Here is a 25,919-nt window from a genome sequence, read left to right as displayed (position 1 = left end):
TTTTATATATTGCTTTTTTCGTCTTTTAATTTTGGCTTAGATTGCATTAATCTGTTAAATGATGTTTTAAGCTCATCACCTGATAGCCCTTCGTCAATAAGTTGCTCTAGCAATCTTTCTGCATAGACTTGTCTTAAAGTATAAATATGGCATTCAAATACAACTGAAATATTTTCTTCAAGAGGTTCGATATATTTAATAGTTGCATCAAATAATGCTGGATCATTAGAAGGTCTTGTAATTACAACTCGCGTATCAAGTAATGTTTGATTATCGTGATAATCTTTCATTTGATCATAATGGATATCTGATATTAATATTTCTAGTAGCCAACCAGTTCCACTGTTTTCTTTATTAATGATAATACCATCTAATAATTCAAACTCCGTAATTTGTTCATCGTTTACAATTTGAAAGCGTACAGCTTTAAATGTTTTCATAAACATCCCCCTTATAGTTAAATCTACGAATGTTTAACTTTGCTTTCTATTATAAAGGACTTTTAAGTGAAATAACAATAATCTATAAATAAAGTAAAAAAAGAGTTTTCAATTTTTATAATTATGGGCTTTGACGAAAAATATCCATCTCATTATATTATAAGTATAAGGAGGTGAGCATATGTTAAATAAATCTGTATTAGTAGGGCGTTTAACAAAAGATCCTGCGTATTTCAAAAAGGGAGATATCATGATATCCACTTTCTGTTTAGCTGTTGAACGTGGCTATAAAACAAAAGAAGGTACTATTGCGGTTGATTTCATTGTGTGTAAGGCTTTCGGCAAGCTTGCTTATAATATTCACGAATATACTAAGAAAGGGCAACTTGTTGCTTTAACTGGACAAATTCAGTCTCGAGCATATATTAAAGAAGATAAGAAACAATATATAACAGAAATAATATGCGAGACAATTAAATTTTTAAACATGCCTGCATCAAGTAAGTCAGTTATTCCACAGTCTAAAGAGGAGATAAGTGACTTAATAAGTGAAAGTGCTGAAAGTTATTCTAAAGATCTTTCTTCTAAAGTAAACAAAGAAAAGTTAAGAGCAGAAAATACTGCAAAAGAATATAGTGACAGTAATATAGATGACGAATTATACAATCAATATAGTAACGTTGTAAATGTCATTAAAAAAGTAGAAGAAAGCGAAAATAATGAAAATACATCTTCTAAATCAAAAGTTCCATCTTCATAGAAATATGCTTCAATTATGCTTTCGAATTTAAAAATCCTTTCTGTTTATTTTATATAATTCTTGATTCTAAATTCCAGAACTTGCTGTCTTGCTGTAGGGCAGCAAGTATACATATGTTACATTAATTGTTTAATAAATTACATATAGATGACAAATTGTCTGATAATTAATTTTACTCAATCTTTATAAATACTTTAACAAAGGCTTTTATACTTAAATATCGCTAGATTTCACTTAGAAATACGTGTAATCTAACTGTAATATAAGGTGTTGTTTTTTCATATACCTGTAACCTATGACATAAAAAATAATGGTATAGTTTAGAAAGTAAAAATCATATAAAAAGTGAAAACCTTACGGGAGGAAACATTCAATCATGAAAAAATTATTAGCAGTTTCAACAGCGGCAATTGCAGTTACTACAGGGGTAACAGCTACAGCAGATGCAGCAACTCATACAGTTAAATCTGGTGATACTTTACATAGTATTTCACAACAATATGGTACATCAGTAAGTGCTATTAAAGCAGAAAACGGTTTAAAATCTAACTTAATCTTACCTAATCAAGTAATTAAAGTTAACGAAGCTAAAGCAGCTACAGAATCAACTACAGAATATACTGTAGTTTCAGGAGATACTTTAGGTAAAATTGCATCTAAATATGATGTAACTGTATCTCAATTAAAAGCATGGAACAACTTATCTTCAGACTTAATCATTGTTGGACAAACTTTATCATTACAAGCACCAGCTCAATCAGCTGTGCCAGCTCAAGCTCCAGTAGCTCAACAAGCGCCAGTTCAACAAACTAAAGAACAAGTTGCAGCTCCAGCTCAACAACAAAGCTACCAAGCGCCAGTACAATCTTACAAAGCGCCAGCTCAACAAAGTTACCAAGCGCCAGCTCAAAGAGTAAGAACTACTCAAACATCAACAGCTAGCACTGGTGGATCAACTAAAGCTCAATTCTTAGCTGCAGGTGGTACTGAAGCTATGTGGAATACAATTGTATTACCAGAATCAAGCGGTAATCCAAATGCTGTTAACGAATTAGGATATAGAGGTCTTGGTCAAACTAAAGAATCATGGGGAACAGGTTCAGTTGAACAACAAACAAAAGGTATGTTAAATTATGCGAAACAACGTTACGGTTCTGTTGACGCTGCATTATCATTCCGTTCTCAAAATAACTGGTGGTAAGCCATACACTTTATTTAAAAGTGAATTAATATATTAATCCAATCGTCTAGGAAATATCCTAGGCGATTTTTTAATTTGACCGTATCTCTTCAATTTGATAATCTTTAATTAACTGAATAGATGAATGACTACTAGGGGCGCCTGTTGGCTGAGATGATTTTATCAGTCCCTTAACACTTGATTTGGATAATGCCAACGTAGGGAAGTGGTCAATTAGCGTATTATACTACACTTAATTGACTTCTTTTTAACGAAAGAGGTCTTTTTTTATTAAGTAATAATCAAATAGTATAGATTTTATAAATATGAAAATTAAATTTGAGGTGGCGTATTATGAAAAAACCAAATATAGCATTAACAATAGCTGGAACTGATCCAACGGGTGGAGCGGGTATAATGGCTGATTTGAAATCTTTTCAAGCTTCAGGGGTTTATGGTATGGCTGTAGCAACAAGTATTGTTTCTCAAAATACTTTAGGCGTTCAAGATGTTTATCATTTGCCCGTAGAAGTAATTGAAAGTCAGTTGAAGAGTGTCTTCGATGATGAGCAGCCACATGCAATTAAAACAGGTATGATAGCTTCTCAAGAGATGATGAATGTCATTAAACCATTTATTGCACAGTCAGGTAAGCCTTATGTTATTGACCCAGTAATGGTTGCCAAAAGTGGTGATGCCTTGATGGATGACAAAGGAAAAAATAAACTTAAAGAAATATTATTGCCACTTGCTACAGTTGTTACGCCAAATATTCCAGAAGCGGAAGATATAACTGGTTATAAAATTCAAACAGAAGATGAAATTAAGAAAGCTGGTGCTTTTTTCTTAAATGAAATTGGGACTAATGGTGTTGTCATAAAAGGTGGCCATCTTGAAGGTGATGCGATTGATTACTTATTTACGAAAGATGGAATGAGAAGTTGGAATAGTGAAAGATTCAGTACACAGCATACACACGGCACAGGATGTACTTTCAGTGCTGTTATAACTTCTGAGTTAGCAAAAGGTCATTCAATAGAACAAGCAGTCGAAGTAGCTAAAAGGTTTATAACTTTAGCAATTCAATATACGCCAGAAATAGGTAAGGGAAGAGGACCAGTAAATCATTTTGCATATCAAAAAATAGAGGGATTAGATTATGAGTAAATTAAATAATATAAGAGAAAACAGTCCACTAATTGTGTGTTATACAAACGATGTAGTAAAGAACTTTACAGCGAATGGGTTAATATCTCTAGGTGTTAGTCCAGCAATGAGCGAAGAACCAGAAGAAGCTCAAGAATTTTCAAAAGCTGCAGGTGCGTTCTTAATTAATATAGGTACAATCACAACAGATAAAGCTTATGATATGAAAGAATATGCAGAAATCATGTATGAAAACGGTGTGCCAGTCATTCTAGATCCAGTAGCGGTTGGTGCATCACAACTAAGAAAAACTTTTTGTAATACTTTATTAAATGATGAAGTAGTTGACGTAATTAGAGGTAATGCTTCAGAAATATTAGCACTCATCGAAGACGATACAATGATGAAAGGAACAGATAGTGATGCTTCATTAGATGCTATTAAAATTGCTAAAAAAGCCCATCAACAATTAAATTTACCTATTATATTAACTGGAAAAGTGGATGTTATAGCTTGTGATAATAAAATCATAGCATTGAATAATGGAAGTGAAATGTTAACTAAAGTTACTGGTGGAGGTTGTTTATTAGGTGGTGTTGTAGCTGCATTTTTATCAAACGAAAAAACTATAAAAATTGATCATCTAGAAGAAGCACTATCTACTTATAATGTTGCAAGCGAAATAGCTAGCCAACAACCAGGTGCTCATTTGCCAGGGACATTTCAAATTGCTTTGATAGATCAATTACATGCCATAACCGATGAAATAGTAGCAGAAAATAAGAAAGTGAAAGTAGTGAAATAAATGTTTGATATAAATAAATTAAAAGTATATTTTATCGCTGGCAGTCAAGATACACCAGATAGAGATTTATATAAAGTAGTTGAAGAAGCTTTAATAGGTGGCATCACAATGTTTCAGTTTCGTGAAAAAGGAACAAATAGTAAAAAGGGAATTGAAAAAGAAACATTAGCTAAAGATTTATTTGAACTTTGTAAAAAACATAAAGTGCCTTTTATTATTAATGATGATGTAGATTTAGCTTTGAAATTAAACGCTGACGGAATACACGTTGGTCAAGATGATCGCAATGTATCAGAATTTATAGATAAGTTTAAAGGGAAAATTATCGGATTAAGTGTCGCAAATAGCAATGAATATGAGAAATCGGATATTTCTGAAGTAGATTATATCGGTACAGGTCCAGTACATTCTACAGTTTCTAAAGATGATGCAGGTAAAGAAGGTGGATATGACCTTATAAAAAATATTAGAAAAATCGATAATGAAATTCCAATCGTTGCAATAGGTGGTATTACAGAGGCAGATGTCTTACCTTTAATAGATGCAGGAGCAAATGGTGTAAGTGTTATATCAGCAATTGCAAAAAGTGAAAATATTGAACAAACTGTGAAGGGCTTTCATAATCAATATAAAATTCTTTAATAAAATTAATATATTGATTTATGTTGTCATCATTCTATGATAGAATAACCTTTATGTGAGTATATCAATAGAGGTGGAAAAATGAAGAAAAAAGCTTTGTGGCCATTATTATTCGGTATAATGGTTGTGCTAGCTGGCTGTGATTATTCTAAACCTGAGAATAGGGATGGATTCTTTTATAATACATTCGTTAAACCAATGGATAGCGTTATTCATTGGCTTGGTGCTAATTTGGATCACAACTATGGTCTAGCTATTATCGTTATTACATTAATTGTTCGTTTTGCGTTATTCCCATTTATGATGAAGACGTATAAAAACCAAAAATTAATGCGTGAAAAAATGAAACTTGCAAAACCTGAAATGACAGCAATTCAAGAAAAAGTTAAACGTGCTCGTACACAAGAAGAAAAAATGGAAGCCAATCAAGAAATGATGGCTTTATACAAAAAGCACGGAATTAATCCAATGAATATGGGTTGTTTACCAATTGTCATTCAAATGCCAATTGTTATGGGTCTGTTCTATGTATTGAAATACCCTACAGAAGGCGGGATTACAGAATATCCTCATTTCTTATGGTTTAATTTAACTCAACCAGATCTTTTCATTACAATTATTGCAGGTATTATATATGCACTACAAGCATTTGTTTCAATGAAATATGCCAATGTTCCTGATGAACAGAAAAACATGATGAGAATGATGATGTTCATTTCTCCAATTATGATTATCTGGATGTCATACATTTCAGCTTCAGCATTAGGTTTATATTGGGCTGTCGGTGGTGCATTCTTAGTAGTTCAAACATGGTTAGGTAACGTGTTCTACAACAATAAAGTTGAAGAAGAAATGAAACCTATTATCGAAGCACATGAAAAAAATCAACAAGAAGCAAACAAAGAAAAGAAACCAGCTAAACTAGTTTCTAACAAAAAGAAAAAGAAATAAATTTAAAAAAAGAGCTTAGGACATAAATATCCTAGGCTCTTTTTTGTATAGAATGGATATTTACAACGATTTTGTAAGTGCGGACGCCTGAGGGAATAGTATGCGCGAGAGACTACAGGCTAGAGCCATACCCTCTGGCAAATGCACGAACAAAATCGTAAGATACTTTTGAGTTAGGATTTATGTCCTTCTCCGTTCTTTGTAACATCCCATTCTTTATAGAATTGTTCTAAGAAGCTCTCCATATACGAATGTCGTTCTTGTGCAATTTCTTTTCCTCTTTCAGTATTCATCATATCTTTCAATAATAATAATTTTTCATAGAAATGGTTAATTGCCGTATTTGGCTCATCATGGTACTGGCTTGAATTTAAAGTATTTAAGTTTCTAGGTTTCTGTGTTGAGATATGCATTGGTTCTTTAAAATGACCTGCATATTGAAATGTTCTCGCTATTCCAATTGCACCAATAGCATCTATTCTATCTGCATCTTGTACAATTTTACCAGCTAAACTTTTTAATTTGCCATTGTTTTTACCACCATTAAAACTCATGAATTTAAGTATATGAACAATTTCGTCTTGAATGTCTGAACTTAATTGCATTTCATTCATCCATTTGTATAATTGTTCCCAAGCTGTAGTAGTATCTTTAAATAATTTTTTATCCACAGAGTCATGTAATAGGCTAGCTAACTCTACAACAAAGGTATCTGCCTTTTCATAGTGTGCAATATCTAATGCGTGAAATCTTACTCTTAAAATATGTTCGAAGTCATGCCCAGTAGTATCTTGTTGATGTAGTTGTCTTACGTATGCTTCAGCATTTAAGATAATCTTTTCTTTATTCATCGTTTTCTCCTTAAAAAAGCAGATAGAAACGGATGTATAATCGATTCTACCTGCATAATTTTTATAATATTGGTGACAGTAGTCTAGCGATACCTTCTTTTAACTTAATCCAAGTACTTCTGTTGTCATATTTTTCTACAGTAAGTAATGATGAATGTTTCATATCGTTTTTATAAGCAAGGCGTGAATTTTTTGCAATTTCATGATCATAAATAAATGCATTTACTTCAAAATTAAGGACAAAACTTCTATTATCCATATTTGCTGTACCAATGCTTACGACTTCATCGTCTATAACTACCATTTTAGTGTGTATAAAGCCTTTTTCATAAATATGAACATTTACTCCAGCTTTAACAAGTTCTCCTACATTTGCGTATGTTGCCCAATATACGAAAGGATGATCAGGTTTATTTGGAATCATCACATTTACATCTACTCCAGATAAAGATGCTATTTTAATGGCATCTAAAAATGACAAGTCAGGAATAAAATAAGGTGTTTGAATATAAATATGTTTTTTAGCTTCTGAAATCATTTTTAAATAACCGTATTTAATTTGTTCCCATTCTTCATCAGGACCACTTGAAGCAATCTGAATACCAACTTTTCCACCAGAATCAACATCTGGAAAGTATCTAGATTCGTAAAGCATTTTATCACGAGTAGATTGAGAGTTCCAATCCATCATAAATCTTAATTGCAATGCATTAACTGAGTCGCCTTCAAGTTTTAAATGTGTATCTCTCCAATATCCAAACTTTTTATCTAGGCCTAAATACTCATCACCAACATTAAATCCACCAACATAACCAATTTTCCCATCGATTACGACAATTTTTCTATGGTTTCGATTATTCATTCTGAAGTTGATTAGAGGTAACTTTGATGGAAAGAAACTAGCAACTTCGCCACCTAGTTCTCTAAACTTTTTAAAGGATGATAAGTTTAACTTACGAGAGCCCATATCATCATATAACATTTTAACTTCTATACCTTCTTGTAATTTCTTTTCAAGTTCTTTTAAGATTTTTTTACCTAAATTATCTTTTTTGAAAATGTAATATTGAATATGGATATATTCTTTAGCATTTTTAATGTCTTCAATAAGAGAATCAAACTTATCATGACCATCAGTGAACATTTCAACTTTATTATCAGTTGTTAAGAATGCTGAATTATTATATAAAAGCATATGAATAAGATGTTTATAGTTGTAAATTTCAGGTTTATCAATTTCGAAATTATTTTCATCTATTGCTTTAATTTGCTCGTTAATAATGTGTTCGAGGCCAATTTTATCTTCTTCGTCTAAATTGAAGATACTTTTTTTCTGAATTTGTCTTCCAAATAATAGGTAAAGTATAAACCCGAGTATAGGGACGAATAGCAGTACTAATAGCCAAGCCCATATTGCGCCAGCTTCTCTTGGCTCTAAAAAGATAATAATAAATCCAAATACGACATTTAAAATAAAAGCCGTAATAAGTAGCACTGATACTACGATGGAGAAATCAAATGAAAAATACGAGAAAAAGTCCATACCAATGCCTCCGTTTCTTTATCTTTAACCTAGTATAATACATTTAAAATAAAATTGAAAAGGTTGTATTTGACCGTCATTAAACATATGCATATAATTGAAAGAATAAGGTAGAAAATTAAATAAAATTTATATAAATAGGAGTGTTAACATGAAAGAACAAATTATAAACGTTGAAGGTATGTCATGTGCGCATTGCAAACAAGCAGTAGAAGAATCAGTAGGCCAATTAGTCGGAGTTAGTGAAGTCGTTGCAAGTCCGGATGATAATCAAGTAAGAGTAGTTTATCAAGATCCAGCAAGTATAGATAATATTGAAAATGCAATTTTTGATGCAGGTTACGAAGTAGTTTAATAAAATTTTCATAATTATTATAAAAACATAACAATTCAAACGAAAATATAACAATATAGTCCGAATGAACTATAGTCAAATTGATTATTTTAGAGTAGAATGTAGTTAAGGTAATTAAATTGAATAAGAGGTGGTACCCATGAATCAACCTAAGTCAAAGGTAAAGAATGTGGTCAAACTTTTATCATCATTAGGCGTAAACATAACAGAAACTAAGTCACGAATAGAAATAATGCGTAGTTTGCCTAACGTAGCTGCAAACAAACTAAAATAATATAATGGTGAATTTAAAAAAGCATCCTCAGCTGAGGATGCTTTTTTAATGTTTTATTCTGATTCTATATTTTCTTTTGATACTGTATATTTATCTTTTTCGTGATAAAAAATTGATAATAATATACCTACACCCGCCATGAGAGACCATAGAGCAGATCCACCATAACTAATAAATGGAAGTGGTATACCTGTAATTGGTAATAACTGAATAGTCATACCAATATTTTGTACAACGTGGAACAATACATATGATATATATCCAATTATAAAGACTACATTGAATGGATGGCTCGTTATTGTCGCTAGTCTTATTAAGTGAATAAATAATGCTAAAAAGATAATAAGGACGACCATTGTTCCTAAAAACCCAAATTCTTCACCAATAACTGAAAAAATAAAGTCAGTATGATTTTCAGGTATATAAACTTCTCCGTTATTTAGCCCTTTACCAAATATTTGTCCAGATCCTATAGCTTTTAAAGACTCGGTTAAATGATAACCATCTCCTGAGCTATATGCATATGGGTCTAACCAAGAATTTATTCGTCCCAGTTGGTAAGTCTTTATACCAGATACTTTTTCGATAATACTTGGTTTAAAAATCATAAGCAAAATCAGACTAGATCCAATAGCAAATAAACCGACAAATACTGGTGCAAGAATTCTCCAAGTAACACCTGAAACAATCACGATACCGAGAATAATTGCAATTAATACGAGCGTTGTACCTAAATCATTTTGAAATAGAATTAACGCCATTGGTATTAATGAGGTTAAACCGATTTTCATTAATAAGTTTAAATCTCTAGTCAAAGATTTATTATAAGTAAATCTATTATGTTGATAAATGACATTCGCCAGTGCCATTATTAATATAATTTTCATAAATTCTGATGGTTGTACACTGATTGGTCCAAGTCTATACCAACTTTTTGCACCATTTATGATAGGCGTGAAACTAGATTCTGGTAATATTAACAAACCAACTAAGGATAGGTTTCCAATTATGTAAATAATCCATACATACTTTCGTAAAGTCTTTGGTGAAATAAACATTAAGCCAACTGCTAAAAGAAACCCAAGTACATAGTATAAGATTTGTTTAAGTAGGAAGTTTGTTTCATATTGTCCGCCAGACATTGCTGAATTGATGATTAAACAACTTGTCCCAAATAGTATAAGAATGATTGTAATTAATCGCCAATCAATTCTCTCTAGGAACGATTTATTTAATGTTCGAGTAGAAGTTTCCATTAAAAGACTCCTTTAATTAACGCTAAATTTCATAATTATCATTATAACTTGATTGTACATAAAGTGGTACAATTTTGCTATTCTCAAAATGGTTATTTTTAAAATAGTAATGTTGATAGGTGCATCAAAGGTAGTAAACATGATAAAATATAGGCTAACAATCTACTTGGAGGCGTCTTTATGTCTAAAAAAAATATTTGTATTATATATGGTGGGAAAAGTGCTGAACATGATGTATCGATATTAACAGCACAAAATGTTATTAATTCAGTTGATTTATCTAAATACATTATCGATATTATATACATAACGAATGATGGTGACTGGATTAAAAGTGAACAATCCATTAATGAAAAAATCACTGACATCGATCAATTAAAATTAACATGCGTTGAACTAACACCAATTTCTAAATTACTTGAAGTAAGTAATAATGGTGAAGCATATAGTGCTGTATTTCCACTATTACATGGTCCTAACGGAGAAGACGGTACGATTCAAGGACTATTTGAAGTGCTAGATATACCTTATGTTGGGAATGGAGTTCTTGCAGCTTCAAGTTCAATGGACAAATTAGTAATGAAACATTTATTTGCTCATAGAGGGTTACCACAATTACCATATGTAAGTTTCTTAAAAAGTGAGTATGAAAAGTATGAACATAATATAATTGAATTAATTCAAAATAAACTTGAATATCCAGTTTTTGTAAAGCCTGCTAATTTAGGTTCAAGTGTAGGTATAAGTAAATGTACAAATAAAGAAGAGCTCATTTCTGGTATTGATGAAGCATTTCAATTTGACCGTAAGCTTGTAATTGAACAAGGTGTCGATGCAAGAGAAATAGAGGTCGCTGTATTAGGAAATGATTATCCAGAAACGACTTTACCGGGAGAAGTTATTAAAGATGTACAATTTTATGATTATAAATCAAAATATAAAGATGGTAAGGTACAACTTCAAATTCCAGCTGATATAGATGAAGAAACAGCTACTACATTAAGAAATATGGCTGTAGAAGCATTCAAAGCAACGGATTGTTCTGGTCTAGTGAGAGCAGACTTCTTCTTGACTGAGGATAATACAATTTATATTAATGAAACGAACGCAATGCCAGGATTTACTCAATATAGTATGTATCCATTATTATGGGAAAATATGAATTTGAGTTATACAGAACTTATAACGAAGTTAATTGAACTTGCTATTGAACGTTACGATAACAAGAAAAATATTAAATACAAAATTGACTGAGGGTAATCATAATGAATATTAAATTACGTAAAATAAAAGAATGGATAGATTGTGAAATTCAAGAAGATTATTTAGATGAAGTTGTACAAGGGACTTGTATTGACTCTAGAAAAATTGAAAAATCAAATTTGTTTATTCCCTTTAAAGGTGAAAATGTTGATGGCCATCGATTTGTTAGTCAAACGTTAGAAAATGGTGCTGGTGCTTCATTTTGGCAAAAAGACATACCTAATCCTCCTAAAGGACCGATTATATTCGTTGAGGATACATTGGTAGCATTACAAGATTTGGCTAAGTCATATTTAAGATATGTTAATCCTAAAGTTGTTGCAATTACAGGATCAAATGGTAAAACAACAACTAAAGATATGGTCGAGTGCGTTCTAAACAAATCTTTTAAAGTAAAGAAAACGCAAGGCAATTACAATAATGAAATAGGATGCCCACTTACAATTTTGGATTTAGATGAAGACACTGAAGTATCTATATTAGAAATGGGTATGAGTGGCTTTGGTGAAATAAGAGAATTAACACTTTTAGCTGAACCAGATGTTGCAATTGTGACAAATATTGGCGAATCTCATATGCAAGATCTTGGATCAAGAGAAGGTATTGCAAAAGCAAAATTTGAAATTACTGAAGGACTTAAAGATGATGGTTTATTTATTTATGATGGAGATGAGCCATTACTTAAATCAATCGTTACTTCAATTAACAATACTAAAGTATCAGTAGGAACAAATGTCGATAATAACGTGATTATACAAACTAACCAATCAACAAGTAATGGCATAAACTTTCAATTGAACAATAGCAATATGGTGTACCACTTAAGCATATTAGGTGAGCATAATGTTAAAAATGCTACGTATGCGATACAAGTTGCAAAACAATTTGGTGTAACCGAAGATATTATTCAAAGTACTTTAGATGATTTAGTTTTGACAGATATGAGAATGCAGCGTATCGAAACAGAAAAATATGGTTTACTAATTAATGATGCTTATAATGCAAGTCCAACAAGTATGAAAGCGGCGATTGATACACTGCACAATATGGAGTCAGATGACAAAATATTAATATTAGCTGATGTTCTAGAATTAGGTGATATGAGTAAAGAAATGCATCAACAAGTTGGCTATTACTTAGAAGGAAAAGATATTCAAACATTAATCACTTATGGAGAAGAAGCGGCTCATATATCCAATATTGCAAGTGAGTATATTCAAAATCATTACCATTTTGATTCTAAAGAAAAAATTACAGACTACTTAAAAGAACATTTAAATGGAGAAAGTGTTACTTTATTTAAAGGATCAAGAGGTATGTCACTAGAAACGATTATCAATTCACTAACATGAAAATAGGTATTTTATTTTTACATGGATATACAGGGGGAAGATACGAATTATTACCTTTGATTGAATACTTAAGTAGTCGATATGAGTTTATACTTGAAGCACCTGAATATCCTGGGCATGGTCTTAATTTATTAATAAAAGATACAAATGAAGATATGTGGTATGAAAGAGCTCAAAAGTCATATGAAATACTTAGAGAGAAATCAGATGTCGTCATCGTTATTGGTTTTTCTATGGGTGGCGTTATTGCAGGACTGCTTGCTAAAATTGAACAACCAGATAAATTGATTTTAATCGCTCCTGCATATGAAAATATTAATATTCAACAATTAGTAAAATCACCTTATCGCTTTATTAATAATATGCGTCATGCTGATTTGAAAATATTAGAGTTTATGTTGTTAAGAACGATTAAAATAAATTATAAATCTTTTCTAGCATTTAAAAAATTACAGCAAAGTGCATTATATATACCAGAACAAATTGATGCTATGACTCTCATTATACACGGAACGATTGATGGGTTAGTTCCAATAGATAAATCTAGAGATCTTGTATCAAGAATTAAAAATGCTAGATTAGTTGAAATTGATAGAGGACCACATGAAATTTGTTTATCAAAAGTGAATTATAAAGTTTTTTATGAAGTTGAAAAATTTATATTTAAAAATAAATAATGATGTAAAACTGTACTAAATCCCTTTTTAGTGCAGTTTTTTTATGTTTTAAACTATGAAAATAAAATGTAAACGACGATTTAACTGCATTGCGCTATTGCTAAAAGGGTGGTAGTATATAGAAGTTGAATAAAAAAGAAGAGAAGAATTAACTATCTAAAAGGAGAATTATTTTGCAAAAATTTAAAGAATTAGGTATTTCTGAAGCTACCTTAAACGCTTTGGACGGAATGGGCTTTACTGAGCCAACACCAATACAAATTGAAAGTATTCCTCATACATTACAAGGTACGGACGTGCTAGGACAAGCACAAACTGGAACAGGAAAAACTGGTGCATTCGGTATCCCATTAATAGATAAAGTAGCAGAAAAACAAGGTGTTCAAGCATTAATACTTGCACCAACACGTGAATTAGCAAACCAAGTAGCGGAGCAATTACGTAGTTTTAGTAAAGGACAAAATGTAAGTGTTGTTACTGTATTTGGTGGTATGCCAATAGACAGACAGATTAAATCACTTAAAAAAGGTCCTCAAATCGTAGTAGGTACACCTGGTCGTGTTATTGACCACTTAAATAGAAAGACGTTAAAAACAGAATCTATTTCAACGTTAATATTAGACGAAGCAGACGAAATGATGAACATGGGCTTTATAGATGATATGAGATTTATAATGTCTAAACTTCCATCTGAAAACCGTCAAACATTACTATTCTCAGCTACAATGCCTAAAGCTATTCAAGAATTAGTTCAAAAATTCATGAAGAGTCCAAAAATCGTTAAAACAATGTCTAACGAATTATCAGATCCTCAAATCGATGAGTACTACACTATCGTAAAAGAATTAGAAAAATTCGAGACATTTACTAATTTATTAGATGTTCAAAATCCAGAATTAGCAATCGTGTTTGGACGTACTAAGCGCCGTGTTGATGAATTAACTAGCGCTTTAATTTCTAAAGGCTATCGTGCTGAAGGATTACATGGTGATATTACACAAGCTAAACGTTTAGAAGTATTGAAGAAATTCAAAAATGACAAAATCGACATTTTAGTTGCAACTGATGTTGCTGCACGTGGTTTGGATATTTCAGGCGTAAGTCATGTTTATAACTTTGATATTCCTCAAGATACTGAAAGCTATACTCACCGTATTGGCCGTACAGGTAGAGCAGGTAAAAAAGGCGCTGCAATAACATTTGTTAACCCAGTTGAAATGGATTATATCCGTCAAATTGAAAAAGCAAATAAACGCCAAATGACTTCTTTACGTCCACCAACACCTGGTGAAGTAATGCAAGCTAAAGAATCAGATGTTAAAGATAAAGTTAAAGGTTGGGTGGAAAGTCCAATCGAAGGACGCATTGAAAAAATAGCTGAAGAGCTAATCAATGTATATGGAGATCAAAAATTAGTTGCTGCATTATTGCAAGAATTAATTACTTCAAATAACGAATCAGATGTTCAATTAACATTTGAAAAACCATTATCTAAAAAATCTGGTCAAAGAGGTAACCGCGGTGGAGGTAATTCTCGTGGTAAATCTAGAACTAGATTTGAAGGTAAAAATAACAAACGTCGTAGTAACGACAAAAACAGTAATTTTGACCGTAATAAAGGTAAAAATACTAAACCAAATAAACCTCGTTCAAAAAAACAATTCTCAGGTAGAACATTCGCTGAGCATTCAAAATAAAATTACGAAAGTGTGTGTAATCTCTAAGGTTACACACACTTTTTTTATGATATAATACACGTAAATTGATCAATAGAGGAGATTATATGTATAAACAAGTACTCGATAATAAAATGCCAAAACAGTCTATAAAATACGAGTATATTCATCATATTTTTAATGTAATAGCTATACTAATATTGTTTAGTGTATTTTTGTATTTATGGAATAAATTTGAGTGGTGGACGTTTCTTATTTATGTAATTCCAACTTTAGCTATTATGATGATTGTAATTGGATTCATTAATCCTATTATTAGATTAAAAAGAACCTCATTTGAAATAGGTGAACAATATATAGAAGTACAGAAAGGTCTGTATTATCAAAAGAGGTCTGTACAACCATATAGAAGAGTCCAATTTGTGAAAATTAAGCATGGGCCAATTTCAAGAATGTTAAATATATATTTTGTAGTTGTTGTAACAGCTGGTAGTTCAGTATTCTTACCAATGGTTAATCGACAAACTGCAGACAAAACGAGGTTAAATATCATGACAAAAGTTAAAGAGGTGACAGATGATGTTTAATCCGCAGAAGTTGCATCCAATCTCATATGTTAGTGGCTTTTTACAAAGTTTAAAAGAAAATATCTTTCCATTAATCATTGCAGTATTTCTAGTTATAACACGCGGCTTTGATAATATTTGGGATCTCACGTTTCCAATAGTTATTTTAGCTTTTTCTTTAATTATTAGTATATTTAAAGGTATTAAAATTTATAAAACCCGTTATTGGATTGAAAAAGATCAATTAATTATGACTTGGGGTGTCTTTTCGAAAAACAGAAAAGAGTTAAATATAGAAAGAATTCAATCAGTTGATACTTCTCAAAATATTGTCCATCAATTGTTAGGAGGCGTTAATTTAAGTGTGAAAACGCCTAGTGATGGTATAGAACTAGATACAATCACAAAAAAGCAAAGTGATGAATTGTCTGAGTATCTGAAAGATCGAAAGAATAAGCTTAAAAATAATGAAACAAATCAAGATGTACAAGTAGAAGAAGATATTGAACATCATGACCACAATATTTCTGAAAGTAGCCTTAAAGAAGAGGCTGTATTTTTCCAGTTATCAGTAAAAGAATTATTGAAAATGAGTTTTACGAGTGGTGGTATTTTAATTGTCTTTGCAGCACTAGGATCATTATCAGGGGTTATTACGCAAGTTATTGATATTGAAGATTATATTAGCCCATTAATAAATCAAGTAATGAACTTAACATTTGTCATCATTTCGATAGTAGTCGTGTTTATTATGATGAGTTATATTATAGGATCGCTTATTGTGTTCATTAAGAACTATAAATATCAATTAACATTTGATGGGGAATTACTAACTGTTAAGTATGGATTGTTAACAGTTCAGAAAAGAACTGTTCCTATCAAAAGAATACAAGCATTACAAGAAGAAGAATCACTTTTCAGACGTGCTATAGGATATACTAAAATTTCTGCTATTATTACTTCAGATGGTCATTTTGAAAATAATGAAGAATCTGATATAGGTACAGTTACAATACTTCCATTTATGAAGAAACAAGAAGCTTATAAATTATTAGAAGAAATTATTCCACAATTTCAATTTCATTCTGTAAATCAAGGGTTGCCTGCTCAAGGTATACGCAGAAGAGTATTTGTTCCGACAGTAATTTTGGCAATAGCTATTATTCCTATACAAATATATTTATGGTCTTATACATGGATAATTGGAGTAGTAATATTTTTAATAATGGTGTTATTTGCAAGTGTTATTACAATGAAGTCAGGTTTCAAAATATACGATGATTCAATTGTGATTTTGAATGCAACTCCATTTCAATATTCAACAATTTGGGCAAATAGAGACAAAGTTTTGACATTTGAATTGCATGAAAATCTTATAATTAAAAGAAAAGATATAGCACATTTCAATATACATTTAGCATATGGAAGTGCCATGATGTCTAAAGGATTAAGGTTTATAAATAAAGAAGATGCATTAAACATCTACAATTGGTACAAATATAAAGGAGGTAATGATCATGCTTCCTAGATATAGAATGGATAAAAAAGGAATGACAGTGGAAAGAATTGGATCATCCATTACAATTTCTTTATTATTAATTATTTTAATAGTTATGTTTGTGATTTTTGAATTGTTGTGGACAGACGTTTCTAAATGGTTTTTGACTATACCTATAGCAATTATTTTTTTCATAAGTATTTATGGCTTAATAATTCAACCTTACTATATGTATAGAAATTTCCGTTACGAAATTAATGATGATGAAATTAACATTAAATCTGGAATATTTATGATAAAAGAAACAACAATTCCGATGGGTAGAATTCAAAATGTCGACTTGTATGAAGGATTTATTATGAGAAAATACAATTTGGCCAATATCACCTTATCTACAGCAGGTGGTAATGAAATGATTCAATATTTAAATAAGGATAAAGCGAATAAAATTAAATATGCTATCCAAAATAGAATTGAAAATGACATTAACCAGTGAGAATGAAGGTGTAAATTATGATTCATGGTGTTGGTATTGATTTAGTTGAAATTAAACGTATTAAAGAATGGTATGATAAACGACCAACAATGGTTAATAAAATTTTAACAGACAATGAACTAGAAATTTTTAATAAAATAAACCTGGATAATAGGAAAGTTGAATTTATTTCTGGCAGATTTGCTGTAAAGGAAGCTTTTACTAAAGCAATGGGTACCGGTATTGGTAAAAAGTACGGCTTTCATTCTATCAACTGTTTACCTGATGAGAATGGGAAACCTGAAATAGCCTGTGATGGTTTTCATGTCCATACGTCTATCACACATACTGAGAAGTATGCTGAGGCAATTGTTATTATCGAAAAAGATAATAATAAGCAAGAATAATATCTATATGATAAAATACACTTATTATAAGAGGAGGTGCCTTGCTGTTGTCCGAAAAATATTATAGGCCAACTTATATCAATGTTGATTTAAAGGCAATACTAGAAAATTATCAAGCTGTAGGTAGATTACATCCAAATAAGAAAATTATGGCAGTCGTTAAAGCAAATGGTTACGGTTTAGGTAGTGTGCCGATTGCATCTTATTTAATGAATGAAGGTGTCGATTTCTTTGCAGTTGCTACTTTAGATGAAGCTATTGAGTTAAGAATGCACGGTATAAAAGCGAAAATATTAGTACTAGGTGTGATTAATACAAAAGATATTAATAAAGCAGTACAACATAGAGTTGCCTTAACTGTTCCAACTGAAGAATGGTTAGATAAAGCAATTGAATCACTCGATGATGACTCTGATAAACCGTTATGGATGCACATAAAAGTAGACACAGGTATGGGCAGAATTGGATTGAGAGATATTGAAAGTTATCAATCTGCTATCAACAAAATAGAACAACATGAACGATTAATATTTGAAGGTGTTTATACACATTTTGCTTCTGCAGATGAGCCAAATGATTTTTCGAAAAATCAATATGACTTATTTGAAAAATTTGTACAATCTTCAAAAACACCAGAATATATTCATTCACAAAATTCAGCAGGTGCTCTTAGGTATGATGCATCTATCTGTACAGCAGTAAGATTTGGCATTTCTTTATATGGTTATTATCCATCTAAATATATTCAAGAAATTTCAAACTTAAAATTAAAACCAGCAGCTCAATTAGTAACTGAAATTGTTCAAACTAAATATCTTGAACCTGGAGATACAGTGAGTTATGGCACTACTTATACTGCTGAAGAACGCATTAAAGTAGCTACACTTCCAATTGGATATGCTGATGGATATTTAAGAAAAATGCAAAATACTTATGTTAATGTAAATGGTGTAAACTGCCCCGTAATTGGTAGAGTATGTATGGATCAAACAATGATTAAAATTCCTGATGACATAAAAATAGGCGATAAAGTTATTTTAATGGATAATCATGTTGATTCAGAACAATCTGCTGAAAGGATTGCTGATGCGTTAGAAACGATTAATTATGAAGTACTTTGTAACTTAAAAAAGAGGTTACCACGTATTTATCATGATGGTGAAAATGAAGAAGTTACAAATGAATTACTGAAATAGCATAGTCAAATAGAGTTACATTTGTTATGATATTAATAACTTAATCAACATAAATTCATACTTAATTTATCTGGAGGTATTTGTTATGACATCTTTAACTCAAAATCGTACTCAAAGTTTAGAACAAACACTGAAAGAAGGATATCGTTCTATGGCTGACTTAAATCTCTCCCTTGCATCTGAAGCTTACTATAGTGAATGTGAAGCTTGTGATTCAAATGAATCGCACTTAGCATCTCAACAAGGTGAATAAATGAGAAGAGGAGATGTATATCTCGCAGATCTTTCACCAGTTACTGGTTCTGAACAAGGGGGAACAAGACCAGTCGTAATTATCCAGAATGATACGGGTAACAGATATAGTCCGACTGTCATTGTAGCAGCAATTACTGGTAAGATAAATAAAGCTAAAATACCTACACATGTAGAAATTGAAGCAGCGAAATATAAACTAGATAGAGATTCAGTTATTTTGCTTGAACAAATCAGAACTATTGATAAGAAACGATTAAAAGAAAAACTAACATATTTATCTGATGCAAAGATGAAAGAGGTTGATACAGCTATAGCCATCAGCCTCAACCTTACTTTGCAACAAAGATTTGATGCATTAGGTAATACATAATGAATTTAAAACATTCTCCGCTTTAGGATTAGCCTAAAGCTTTTTTAGTCTATTTGAAACGAGGTGACTTTGTGTCAGAACAGAAGAAGCAACAGTATCAAAAGTTATTAGTCGATTATGTTAAGACTAGTAATGATGAAATTTTATCCGCTTGTCAAACTTATTCGACAGAAGCTATTGAAGATAATGTTTCACCAGAAGAAATTGTACAACTACATATTGAGATCATAGAAAAAGAACAAAGTTTAAGTAAGTCACAAATCATGAGTTCATTTGATGTTCTTCTAGAAGTAATGATAGGCTATGGTTTTACATATCGTGACTATAAAAAATTATTAAATAAAATAAAAATACATGACAAAGAAATGGAAGTTGCTTCAAGTTTGCAACAAACTATGCTTAAACCACAAATACCTCAATTTGATAGTATACAAATAGGGGCTATTTCTGTGCCTGCACAAAAAGTAAGTGGAGATTATTTTAATTTAATTGATCATAACGATGGTACGATGAGCTTTGCTGTAGCCGATGTAATCGGTAAAGGTATTCCTGCAGCATTAGCTATGAGTATGATTAAATTTGGAATGGATTCTTATGGACATTCTCAACTTCCGAGTGATGGACTTAAACGTTTAAACCGTGTTGTGGAAAAGAACGTCAATCAAAACATGTTTGTAACGATGTTCTATGGTCTATATGAAGAAATAAATAATATGCTCTATTATAGTTCAGCAGGTCATGAACCAGGTTATATATATAGAAGTCAAACTGGTGAATTTGAAGAAATGACAGAACGTGGTATCGTACTTGGTGTTCATAAACATACTAGATATAAACAAAGTGAAATAAAAATAGAACTACAAGATATGATTATCGTATTTACTGATGGTGTAACAGAGTTGAGAAATCAACAAAATGAGTTTGTTAAAACAAATGATTTACTTAAAATGATCAATGAGTATAAACAACTTCATCCACAAGATATAGTGCAAATTCTATATGAAGAACTCGTTAAACTTCAAAATCCTAATAAGAGAGATGATTTAACGATATTAATTGTAAAGCGTGTTAAATAATGCAAGATTAAAAAATATTTAATCGGGTAAACATAAATGATGAAAGTCTAATATATTTAGGGGTGTATCAAGGAATGAATCTTAACATTGAAACTACTGAGCATGAAAACTACTATGAAATAAAGGTTGGCGGAGAACTAGATGTTTATACTGCGCCTGAACTACAAGAAGTTTTACAACCAATTAGACAAAAAGGAACACACGATATACATGTTAACTTGGAAAACGTAAGTTATATGGATTCTACTGGCTTAGGTTTATTTGTTGGCACATTAAAATCACTCAATGAACACGATAAGTCACTATATGTGCTTGGTGTATCAGAAAGAATTGAGAGATTATTTGATATTACGGGTCTTAAAGAATTAATGCATGTCAACAAAGGAACGGAGGTATAAGATGATGACATCTAACTATGATTATATAGAGATGAGATTTCCTGCTGCTCCAGAATACGTAGGTTTGGTCAGATTAACTTTGTCAGGCGTATTCAATCGAGCTGGCGCTTCATACGAAGATATTGAAGATTCAAAAATCGCTGTATCTGAAGCAGTAACAAATGCTGTTAAACACGCGTATAGTGATAAAGTTGAAGGTGAAATACTAATAGGATATCTTGTGTTCGAAGATAAAATAGAAATCATTGTATCTGATTCAGGAAAAAGCTTTAATTATGAAGAAGCTAAAAAAGTACTTGGACCTTATCAAGAAAGCGATAATATTAATTTCTTGAGACAAGGTGGTTTAGGACTATTTCTTATTGAATCATTGATGGACGAAGTAAGCGTTCAAAAAGATGCTGGTGTTACAATAAGTATGACAAAGTATTTATCTAAAGAGCAGGTGCAAACAAATGACGGAAGAGTCCAAAGCTTATAAAGACGTTTCTCCAAAAGATATTAACGCGTGGATTGCTGATTACCAAGAAAACGATAATAGTGAAGCGCAAGAAAAACTTGTGTTACATTATCAAAAATTAGTAGAGTCTCTAGCATATAAATATTCTAAAGGACAAGCTCACCATGAAGATTTAGTGCAAGTTGGTATGGTAGGCTTATTAGGAGCTATTAAAAGGTTTGATGTATCTTTCGAGAGAAAGTTTGAAGCTTTTTTAGTACCAACAGTAATTGGTGAAATCAAAAGGTATTTAAGAGATAAAACATGGAGTGTACATGTGCCGAGGCGTATTAAAGAAATCGGTCCTAAAATAAAAAAAGCTAATGAAGAACTGACGAATGAATTAGGAAGATCACCTAAAATCATAGAAATTGCTAATAGGATAGAAGTAACAGAAGAAGATGTATTAGAAGCAATGGAAATGGGACAAAGCTATAACGCGTTAAGTGTTGACCATTCAATTGAAGCGGATAAAGACGGTTCGACTGTTACTTTATTAGATATAATGGGCGAATCTGAAGATGGTTATGACTTAACAGAAAAAAGGATGATATTAGAAAAAATCCTTCCAATCTTAACCGAAAGAGAAAGAGAAATTATCCAATACACCTTTATTACAGGCTTGAGTCAAAAAGAAACTGGTGAAAAAATCGGTCTCAGCCAGATGCACGTTTCTAGACTACAAAGAACAGCAATAAAAAAATTAAAAGAAGCAGCAATGAAATAGGAGAGCACCTTAATCGATATAACGCGATTTAAGGTGTTCTTTTTTATTTATTAAAAGGCTGTGAAAGAAGACTTACACAAGATAAAGCATTTATTAGATTTATGTTAAAATAGAATATAATCATTTTTAGGAGGCAATTATGAATCAAGAATTAATAGACATTATAAAAAATAATCATCCCTTTACAGAAAAACAAATTAAAACTGTACTTGAATTGCTAGAAGATAAAAATACAGTGCCTTTTATTGCAAGATATAGAAAAGAGTTAACTGGTGGATTAGATGAAGTAGAAATCAAACTTATTGAAAATGAATATACTTATGCAGTTAACTTACATAAAAGAAAAGAAGAAGTTATTCGATTAATAGATGAGCAAGGTTTACTTACTGATGATTTGAAAAATGACATCCTTAATCAAACTAAGTTACAAAGAATTGAAGACTTATATCGCCCATTTAAGAAAAAGAAAAAAACAAGGGCAACAGAAGCTAAACGTAAAGGTCTTGAACCATTAGCGAATTGGATAATTGAAGGTAACTCAGAAGAACTTTTATCAAATGTAGCATCTAAATATTTAACTGAGGAAGTTGAAACTACTGAAGATGCTATAAAAGGTGCGCAAGATATTATTGCTGAAATCATATCAGATGAACCTAAATATCGAAAATATATTTTAAATAATATCGAGAAACAAGGTAAACTGGTTACTGAAAAGAAAAAGAAAGCTGAAGATGAAAAAAATGTCTTTGAAATGTATTATGCATACGAAGAACCACTAAAAAAAATAGTGCCTCATAGAGTGTTAGCTATAAATCGTGGTGAATCTGAAGGTGTTTTAAAAGTAGCTTTTGAAATTGATCATGAAACATTAAAAAGATATTTAGTATCTCAATACATTAAAAATAATCATAAACACGTTGAAATTATTACTGAAGCAATTGAAGATAGTTTGAAAAGATTAATCCTTCCATCAATTGAAAGAGAAATTAGAAGCGAACTAACTCAAAAAGCTGAAAATCATGCAATCGAGATTTTCTCAGAGAATTTAAAAAACCTGTTATTACAAGCTCCGTTAAAAGGTAAGAAAATATTAGGTCTAGATCCAGCATATAGAACAGGATGTAAATTAGCAGTAATAAATGAATATGGTTCATTTGTTGATAAAAATGTTATTTATCCTCATCCACCAGTTTCAAAAATGGAACAAGCTGAAAAAGTATTTGTCGAATTGATCAATAAACACAATATAGAACTTGTAGCAATCGGAAACGGAACTGCTAGTAGAGAATCAGAACAATTCGTAGCTGAAATGATAAAAAAACATCAACTAACATGTCAGTTTGTTATTGTTAATGAAGCTGGGGCTTCTGTATATTCGGCGTCAGATATTGCAAGAGCTGAATTTCCAGATTTTAAAGTAGAAGAAAGAAGTGCGGTTTCAATAGGTAGACGGGTACAGGATCCTTTAAGTGAGCTAGTAAAAATTGATCCTAAATCAATCGGTGTAGGTCAATATCAACATGATGTTAATCAAAAATCATTAAGTGAGACTTTAAAATTCGTTGTAGAAACTGCAGTGAACCAAGTAGGAGTTGATGTTAATACAGCCTCTCCATCATTGCTAAGTTATGTTTCAGGCTTAAGTAACACTGTTGCAAATAATATTATAAAATTTAGAGAAGAAAAAGGTGCAATCTCACATCATTCTGAAATTGCTAAAGTTCCGAGATTAGGAAACAAGACATTTGAACAAAGTATTGGTTTCTTAAGAATATTAGATGGAACAGAACCACTCGATAAAACAGCTATTCACCCAGAAAGTTATAATGCTGCTTATCAATTAATAAACCATGTTGGTCTAAGCAAAGAAGATATTGGAACAGACGCATTAAAAGATGAATTAAGTAAAATAGATTTAAATCAGACAAGTGAAACGCTTAATATTGGTATTCCAACATTAGAAGATATAATTGCGTCACTTATAGCACCTTTAAGAGATCCAAGAGATGAATTTGAAACACCAATATTAAAATCAGACGTACTTTCTATGGAAGACTTGAAACCAAACATGGCATTAAGTGGAACAGTTAGAAATGTTGTAGACTTTGGTGCTTTTGTAGATATCGGCGTAAAGCAAGATGGTTTAGTTCATATTTCTAAATTATCTAAAGGTTATGTTAAACACCCAATGAATATAGTGAGTGTCGGTGATATTGTAGATGTATGGGTACTAGATGTTAATCAAGAAAGACAAAAAGTTTCATTAACTATGATTGATCCTAATGGACGATAATAAATTACAGGAACTAGTATCAAACATCTCATTAGAATCCTTTAATAAACCTTTTGATCATAAAGCCACTTTTAATAAAAGACTTAGAACAACTGGAGGACGTTATTTACTTAATAGTCATAATATCGAAATCAATCCAGAACAATATGAATTTTATGGTATAAAGGCTTTGAAAGACATCATTAAACATGAACTTTGTCATTACCATTTACATATAGAAGGTAAAGGCTATAAACATAGAGATGATGATTTTAGGGAATTGAGCAAAGATGTTGGAGCTCCTAGATTTTGTAAAGCAGTTAAAAGTTATGATGAAAGAGCCAATTATTTATATAAATGTTCGAATTGTAAATTAGAGTTTAAGCGTATTAGAAAGGTCAACACAGTAAAATACAGGTGTGGACGCTGTGGTGGAAAGTTAAGAAAAATGTCATAAATAATAATAAGGAAAGTACTACACTAATAACTTGAGGTGTAGTACTTTTTTTGTAAAAAAGTGAAGAAAAGTTATTGACGAAATGGATGAAACGTCGTATGATAATAAACGTTGCTTAAACAAAACGAAACAAAGTTTTAAGAGTTTGTAAGCAATGTAAAATTACATTAAAAAGTTGAGTGTTTGTATTGACTTTGTAAACTCAACGTAATATAATTAATGACAGTCACTTGAACAACATATTGATTTAAGAACTGCAAACCATGCGCGGTCGTGGCGGAATGGCAGACGCGCTAGGTTGAGGGCCTAGTGGGAGTAATCCCGTGGAGGTTCAAATCCTCTCGGCCGCACCATTCATCAATTTAATAATATAACTAAGCGGGTGTAGTTTAGTGGTAAAACCTCAGCCTTCCAAGCTGATGTTGTCGGTTCGATTCCGATCACCCGCTCCAGATTTTTTATAAAATGAACATTGAAAACTGAATGACAATATGTCAACGTTAATTCCAATAATTGAGTACTTATAGTACTTCAAAGAGTGATTGGCTTAAC

29 protein-coding genes, 2 tRNA genes and 1 riboswitch are annotated in these 25,919 nt (G+C 31.3%); of the genes, 27 read left to right on the top strand and 4 right to left on the bottom strand.

Annotated features, from left to right (window positions below):
* Positions 1-2 precede the first annotated feature (2 nt).
* On the bottom strand, positions 3-440 hold the full coding sequence (locus LQ609_RS10235; RefSeq protein ID WP_078358002.1) for a YwpF-like family protein: 438 nt from the start codon (positions 438-440) through the stop codon (positions 3-5).
* A gap of 181 nt (positions 441-621) precedes the next feature.
* On the opposite strand from LQ609_RS10235, the gene LQ609_RS10230 reads away from it, so the two are divergent.
* The 6 genes from LQ609_RS10230 to yidC all read left to right on the top strand — a co-directional run bounded on the left by LQ609_RS10230 (position 622) and on the right by yidC (position 5,924).
* Positions 622-1,200 carry a single-stranded DNA-binding protein gene (locus LQ609_RS10230; protein ID WP_239734702.1) on the top strand — a complete coding sequence of 193 codons (579 nt, stop codon included), beginning with the start codon at positions 622-624 and terminating at the stop codon, positions 1,198-1,200.
* A gap of 376 nt (positions 1,201-1,576) precedes the next feature.
* Positions 1,577-2,401 (top strand): aggregation-promoting factor C-terminal-like domain-containing protein, encoded by an 825-nt coding sequence (locus tag LQ609_RS12775; RefSeq protein ID WP_239734701.1) that lies wholly within the window; start codon positions 1,577-1,579, stop codon positions 2,399-2,401.
* A 123-nt stretch (positions 2,402-2,524) separates the two neighbouring features.
* A riboswitch (TPP riboswitch) is annotated at positions 2,525-2,622 on the top strand.
* Between the two features lie 112 nt (positions 2,623-2,734).
* On the top strand, positions 2,735-3,547 hold the full coding sequence (thiD, locus tag LQ609_RS10220; protein ID WP_078357999.1) for a bifunctional hydroxymethylpyrimidine kinase/phosphomethylpyrimidine kinase: 813 nt from the start codon (positions 2,735-2,737) through the stop codon (positions 3,545-3,547).
* A complete protein-coding gene (thiM, locus tag LQ609_RS10215; protein WP_078357998.1) occupies positions 3,540-4,331 on the top strand; it encodes a hydroxyethylthiazole kinase in 792 nt (263 codons plus the stop codon). The genes thiD and thiM overlap by 8 nt, the downstream gene beginning before the upstream one ends.
* Positions 4,332-4,973, top strand: a complete 642-nt coding sequence (gene thiE / locus LQ609_RS10210; protein WP_078357997.1) for a thiamine phosphate synthase — start codon at positions 4,332-4,334, stop codon at positions 4,971-4,973. It abuts the gene before it with no gap.
* 81 nt (positions 4,974-5,054) lie between these two features.
* Positions 5,055-5,924 (top strand): membrane protein insertase YidC, encoded by an 870-nt coding sequence (yidC, locus tag LQ609_RS10205; protein WP_078357996.1) that lies wholly within the window; start codon positions 5,055-5,057, stop codon positions 5,922-5,924.
* Between the two features lie 173 nt (positions 5,925-6,097).
* Here yidC and LQ609_RS10200 read toward each other — a convergent pair whose 3' ends face one another.
* Together LQ609_RS10200 and cls are read right to left on the bottom strand one after the other, a co-directional pair.
* Positions 6,098-6,775 (bottom strand): HD domain-containing protein, encoded by a 678-nt coding sequence (locus LQ609_RS10200; RefSeq protein WP_078357995.1) that lies wholly within the window; start codon positions 6,773-6,775, stop codon positions 6,098-6,100.
* 61 nt (positions 6,776-6,836) lie between these two features.
* A complete protein-coding gene (gene cls / locus LQ609_RS10195) occupies positions 6,837-8,318 on the bottom strand; it encodes a cardiolipin synthase (protein WP_239734700.1) in 1,482 nt (493 codons plus the stop codon).
* Between the two features lie 151 nt (positions 8,319-8,469).
* Here cls and LQ609_RS10190 point away from each other — a divergent pair, with 151 nt between their 5' ends.
* The gene (locus tag LQ609_RS10190) at positions 8,470-8,673 is read left to right on the top strand and encodes a copper ion binding protein (RefSeq protein WP_078357993.1); all 204 of its coding nucleotides are present in this window, start codon (positions 8,470-8,472) and stop codon (positions 8,671-8,673) included.
* A gap of 139 nt (positions 8,674-8,812) precedes the next feature.
* Positions 8,813-8,947 carry an Lmo0850 family protein gene (locus tag LQ609_RS10185; protein WP_237687731.1) on the top strand — a complete coding sequence of 45 codons (135 nt, stop codon included), beginning with the start codon at positions 8,813-8,815 and terminating at the stop codon, positions 8,945-8,947.
* Positions 8,948-9,000: 53 nt separating this feature from the next.
* Here LQ609_RS10185 and LQ609_RS10180 read toward each other — a convergent pair whose 3' ends face one another.
* Positions 9,001-10,203, bottom strand: coding sequence for an FtsW/RodA/SpoVE family cell cycle protein (locus tag LQ609_RS10180; RefSeq protein WP_078357992.1), 1,203 nt, complete (start codon positions 10,201-10,203; stop codon positions 9,001-9,003).
* 180 nt (positions 10,204-10,383) lie between these two features.
* Between LQ609_RS10180 and LQ609_RS10175 the strand changes: the two genes are divergently transcribed.
* The 19 genes from LQ609_RS10175 (at position 10,384) to LQ609_RS10085 (ending at position 25,819) form a co-directional block, all read left to right on the top strand.
* On the top strand, positions 10,384-11,457 hold the full coding sequence (locus tag LQ609_RS10175; protein WP_239734699.1) for a D-alanine--D-alanine ligase: 1,074 nt from the start codon (positions 10,384-10,386) through the stop codon (positions 11,455-11,457).
* Between the two features lie 8 nt (positions 11,458-11,465).
* A complete protein-coding gene (locus tag LQ609_RS10170) occupies positions 11,466-12,818 on the top strand; it encodes a UDP-N-acetylmuramoyl-tripeptide--D-alanyl-D-alanine ligase (protein ID WP_078357990.1) in 1,353 nt (450 codons plus the stop codon).
* Positions 12,815-13,495, top strand: coding sequence for an alpha/beta hydrolase (locus LQ609_RS10165; protein ID WP_107509034.1), 681 nt, complete (start codon positions 12,815-12,817; stop codon positions 13,493-13,495). Before LQ609_RS10170 ends, LQ609_RS10165 begins: the two co-directional genes overlap by 4 nt.
* Positions 13,496-13,668: 173 nt before the next feature.
* Positions 13,669-15,192, top strand: a complete 1,524-nt coding sequence (gene cshA, locus LQ609_RS10160; RefSeq protein WP_078357988.1) for a degradosome RNA helicase CshA — start codon at positions 13,669-13,671, stop codon at positions 15,190-15,192.
* 86 nt (positions 15,193-15,278) lie between these two features.
* Positions 15,279-15,758 carry a PH domain-containing protein gene (locus LQ609_RS10155; protein WP_107509035.1) on the top strand — a complete coding sequence of 160 codons (480 nt, stop codon included), beginning with the start codon at positions 15,279-15,281 and terminating at the stop codon, positions 15,756-15,758.
* On the top strand, positions 15,748-17,265 hold the full coding sequence (locus LQ609_RS10150) for a PH domain-containing protein (protein ID WP_239734698.1): 1,518 nt from the start codon (positions 15,748-15,750) through the stop codon (positions 17,263-17,265). The genes LQ609_RS10155 and LQ609_RS10150 overlap by 11 nt, the downstream gene beginning before the upstream one ends.
* On the top strand, positions 17,255-17,731 hold the full coding sequence (locus LQ609_RS10145) for a PH domain-containing protein (RefSeq protein WP_078357985.1): 477 nt from the start codon (positions 17,255-17,257) through the stop codon (positions 17,729-17,731). The genes LQ609_RS10150 and LQ609_RS10145 overlap by 11 nt, the downstream gene beginning before the upstream one ends.
* Before the next feature lie 17 nt (positions 17,732-17,748).
* On the top strand, positions 17,749-18,117 hold the full coding sequence (acpS, locus tag LQ609_RS10140; RefSeq protein ID WP_078357984.1) for a holo-ACP synthase: 369 nt from the start codon (positions 17,749-17,751) through the stop codon (positions 18,115-18,117).
* A 47-nt stretch (positions 18,118-18,164) separates the two neighbouring features.
* Positions 18,165-19,313 carry an alanine racemase gene (gene alr / locus LQ609_RS10135; RefSeq protein ID WP_239734697.1) on the top strand — a complete coding sequence of 383 codons (1,149 nt, stop codon included), beginning with the start codon at positions 18,165-18,167 and terminating at the stop codon, positions 19,311-19,313.
* A gap of 85 nt (positions 19,314-19,398) precedes the next feature.
* Entirely contained in the window at positions 19,399-19,566 is a 168-nt protein-coding gene (gene mazE, locus LQ609_RS10130) for a type II toxin-antitoxin system antitoxin MazE (RefSeq protein ID WP_048540868.1), read from the top strand.
* Complete coding sequence (locus LQ609_RS10125) at positions 19,567-19,938, top strand: type II toxin-antitoxin system PemK/MazF family toxin (protein WP_078357982.1); 372 nt, start codon at positions 19,567-19,569, stop codon at positions 19,936-19,938. It begins immediately after the preceding gene.
* 71 nt (positions 19,939-20,009) lie between these two features.
* The gene (locus LQ609_RS10120; RefSeq protein WP_078357981.1) at positions 20,010-21,014 is read left to right on the top strand and encodes a SpoIIE family protein phosphatase; all 1,005 of its coding nucleotides are present in this window, start codon (positions 20,010-20,012) and stop codon (positions 21,012-21,014) included.
* Positions 21,015-21,088: 74 nt separating this feature from the next.
* Positions 21,089-21,412, top strand: coding sequence for an anti-sigma factor antagonist (locus tag LQ609_RS10115; protein ID WP_078357980.1), 324 nt, complete (start codon positions 21,089-21,091; stop codon positions 21,410-21,412).
* Between the two features lie 4 nt (positions 21,413-21,416).
* A complete protein-coding gene (gene rsbW, locus LQ609_RS10110) occupies positions 21,417-21,893 on the top strand; it encodes an anti-sigma B factor RsbW (RefSeq protein ID WP_078358053.1) in 477 nt (158 codons plus the stop codon).
* A complete protein-coding gene (gene sigB / locus LQ609_RS10105; RefSeq protein WP_078357979.1) occupies positions 21,868-22,638 on the top strand; it encodes an RNA polymerase sigma factor SigB in 771 nt (256 codons plus the stop codon). Before rsbW ends, sigB begins: the two co-directional genes overlap by 26 nt.
* Before the next feature lie 139 nt (positions 22,639-22,777).
* The gene (locus tag LQ609_RS10100) at positions 22,778-24,931 is read left to right on the top strand and encodes a Tex family protein (RefSeq protein ID WP_239734696.1); all 2,154 of its coding nucleotides are present in this window, start codon (positions 22,778-22,780) and stop codon (positions 24,929-24,931) included.
* The gene (locus LQ609_RS10095; protein ID WP_078357977.1) at positions 24,921-25,367 is read left to right on the top strand and encodes a SprT family protein; all 447 of its coding nucleotides are present in this window, start codon (positions 24,921-24,923) and stop codon (positions 25,365-25,367) included. The genes LQ609_RS10100 and LQ609_RS10095 overlap by 11 nt, the downstream gene beginning before the upstream one ends.
* A gap of 267 nt (positions 25,368-25,634) precedes the next feature.
* A tRNA-Leu gene (locus LQ609_RS10090) sits at positions 25,635-25,720 on the top strand.
* 25 nt (positions 25,721-25,745) lie between these two features.
* Positions 25,746-25,819 (top strand) — tRNA-Gly (locus tag LQ609_RS10085).
* Positions 25,820-25,919 lie beyond the last annotated feature (100 nt).

Origin of the sequence: Mammaliicoccus sp. G-M28 (genome assembly GCF_022386595.1) — a bacterium.
Lineage (GTDB): Bacteria > Bacillota > Bacilli > Staphylococcales > Staphylococcaceae > Mammaliicoccus > Mammaliicoccus fleurettii.
Note: the sequence above shows the minus strand (reverse complement) of the source record. Positions and strands in the feature narration are given on the sequence as shown.